General features: G+C 43.6%; 3 protein-coding genes. 2 read left to right on the top strand and 1 reads right to left on the bottom strand.

The features are described from left to right. On the top strand, positions 1 to 926 hold a 926-nt coding region (locus tag C7B77_RS27500), incomplete at its 5' end, for an AAA family ATPase (RefSeq protein ID WP_146138561.1). A 246-nt stretch (positions 927 to 1,172) separates the two neighbouring features. Further along, positions 1,173 to 1,931, top strand: coding sequence for a hypothetical protein (locus C7B77_RS27505; RefSeq protein ID WP_106312555.1), 759 nt, complete (start codon positions 1,173 to 1,175; stop codon positions 1,929 to 1,931). 119 nt (positions 1,932 to 2,050) lie between these two features. On the opposite strand, the gene C7B77_RS27510 is transcribed toward C7B77_RS27505, so the two are convergent. After that, a complete protein-coding gene (locus C7B77_RS27510) occupies positions 2,051 to 2,620 on the bottom strand; it encodes a Uma2 family endonuclease (protein WP_106312558.1) in 570 nt (189 codons plus the stop codon). Between the last annotated feature and the right edge of the window lie 201 nt (positions 2,621 to 2,821).

Raw genomic sequence — 2,821 nt, forward strand, 5'->3', positions numbered from 1 at the left:
CCCGTGCGGGAATGAAAGATCCCAATCGTCCGATCGGATCGTTCTTATTTATGGGGCCGACTGGAGTCGGTAAAACCGAGCTAGCGCGCGCCTTAGCCGAATTTCTCTTTGACAGCGAAGAGGCGATGGTACGGTTGGACATGTCCGAATATATGGAAAAACACGCCGTCTCCCGCCTGGTGGGTGCCCCTCCAGGCTATGTCGGACATGAAGATGGCGGACAATTGACCGAAGCTGTGCGCCGCCATCCGTATTCGGTGGTGTTATTCGATGAAGTCGAAAAAGCTCATCCCGATGTGTTTAATATTTTGCTGCAAGTGTTAGATGATGGCAGAATTACCGACTCTAAAGGTAAAACCGTCAGCTTTGCGAATACGGTAATCGTGATGACTAGTAATATTGCTAGCGACCAAATCATCACAACTCTCCTCAATCCCGATCGCGATAATACGCAAACCATCGATTTGCGGGAACAGGTAATTGATACTCTCCGATTGCATTTCCGACCGGAATTTATTACCAGAATCGATGAGTTGACGATCTTTGAACCGCTCAAAAAAACCGAACTCCGGCAAATTGTGTCGCTCCAAATTCATCAGATCGAACGGATGTTGGCAGACCAAAAAATCAAAATTCATCTATCAACTTCAGCGCAAGACTATCTTGCAGATGTCGGTTACGATCCGATTTATGGTGCTAGACCCTTAAGACGCGCGATTCAACGAGAATTACAAAACCCGATCGCGACGAAGATTTTGGAGACGACTTTTGGGGAAGGCGATACGATTTTTGTCGATTGTGTTGTGGGTGGTGCTCCGGCTGAGACTCGAACTTTGACGTTTGGAACCAAACAAAATAATAGTAAGAAATCGACTCCAGCGATTATTCCTGAAGTGATTTTGCCGACAGTTGCAGTTGATAATTAGATCGATAGTGATATATATTCATCCAGAATAAGCCACCGATTAAAATCGGGGCTAGTGATGCAAAGTCCGCCTACGCGGACTAACATCGATCTCGATCGATCGCATCAGATCCGATCGATGTTATGTAATAATTATTACTATGTATCTGTAATTAGTAAATATCCAGTTACAATTAGATAACTTATAGCGAGTGATTCGGTTATCAATTATTAATTATCAATTATTAATTATTAATTAATTCAAAGCGTGTTCGATTTAGTTAAATGGGGCATTCTGATTAAAGTTTTGCCATGGACGGGATTATTTTGCATTGGTAAATTAGTAATGCACTGGTTGAAGTGGGAACCTTGGACATTTGACGCGCTGATTGGGGCTTTATTGAGTGCGGCAATTTTTGTCATCGCGATGATTTTGAGTAATACTCTGAGCGATTATCGGATCTGTGAGGGGATACCATCTCAAATTGCTAACTCATTAGAAACCATCTACGATCTCGATCGAATTATTGCCGCTGGACATCCTGACTACGATCCACAACCGCTCCAACAGGCTCTCATCAATATCGGTCGATCGATTCTGGATTGGCTAACTGATGACAAAGAATTTGTAATTGTCGATCGGTCGATCGATCGACTCAATCCACTGCTGGCTAAAATTTTAGTTGTAGATGGTGGGAGTGGATTTGTTACTTATATTCATGCCGAACAAGCTAAAATTCGATCGCTTACCAGACAAATGCGTAGCAATCGCGATACAGATTTTATCGGAGCGGCTTACATCCTACTATGGCTATTTTTGAGTGGCTCGATCGTGGCTTTATTATCGATTGGTTCGGAGCGATTTAGCGAAAATTTGACTGTTTCGATGTTGATGGTTACCCTATTTGTCTATTTACTATTCCTGATTAAAGATCTGGATAATCCCTTTCAATATGATGGTAAATCTAGTGTCGATGTGGGTTTAGATCCATTAGAAGATGTTTGCGTTAAGTTGAGTTTGTCTTAGTTCTACCACCGATTGAAATCGCGGATCGCTCTCTAAATCTGACTCAGCAAGAGATTGCGGTGTAGCGGTTACAGACTTCGCCATCACCAGAAATAATTGTTGCAGGTAAAATCAACGAATCAACGTCCCTGCAACACTCGATCGACCGTCAAATCCAGATTCTCTAAGACACTCGATTCTATTTTAGTATCTCCAGCAAATACCTTCTCCTCATACAAACCCTCTACCCATTCCAATACTGTCACTTTTTGGGCAATCGGATCGACGATCCAATATTCAGCAATTCCCCTAGCCGCGTATTCCGTGCGCTTGTAACGATAATCTCTTTTCTCTTGATTTGGGCTGACAACTTCGACTACTAATAATGGTGGTGGCATATCCATTAAAACGATCGATCGACTCGCTCCATCCATTTCGATCGCTAATTCTTCAGACAATATCACCAAATCCGGTATCCGCAGGGATGCGCGCGCGCCACTGACGACTATTTCGACACCAATTCTGATGCGATAGCTGGGAACGCCCAATCCGAGCAAGAAGGCAAACAAAAAAGATACAATCCTCTGGTTGATATCGCTCTCAGATGGCATGTCGATTAGCTCTCCATTTTCCAGTTCGTATAACTTATCGGTGCCATCGTCATAAGCAAGGAATTCCTCTAGCGTCATTTTCTCGATCGCAACTGTCATCTCTACACCTCTGGCAAGCGTATATTTCAGGATTCTAACATTTTGACTCGTGGGCGTTGCCTCTGTGCAACAGAATCGCCAGAAATTAGCTCCGATTTCAATCGCGAGGAAATCTCAAGATCTCCCTAGCATTTACACAGATTTTGACTCGATGTTCTTGAGCCGCCGCTTCAACGCCGCACCACCACCTAAACCCATCAA

It is taken from the genome of Chamaesiphon polymorphus CCALA 037 (genome assembly GCF_003003845.1).
Taxonomy (GTDB): Bacteria; Cyanobacteriota; Cyanobacteriia; order Cyanobacteriales; family Chamaesiphonaceae; genus Chamaesiphon; species Chamaesiphon polymorphus.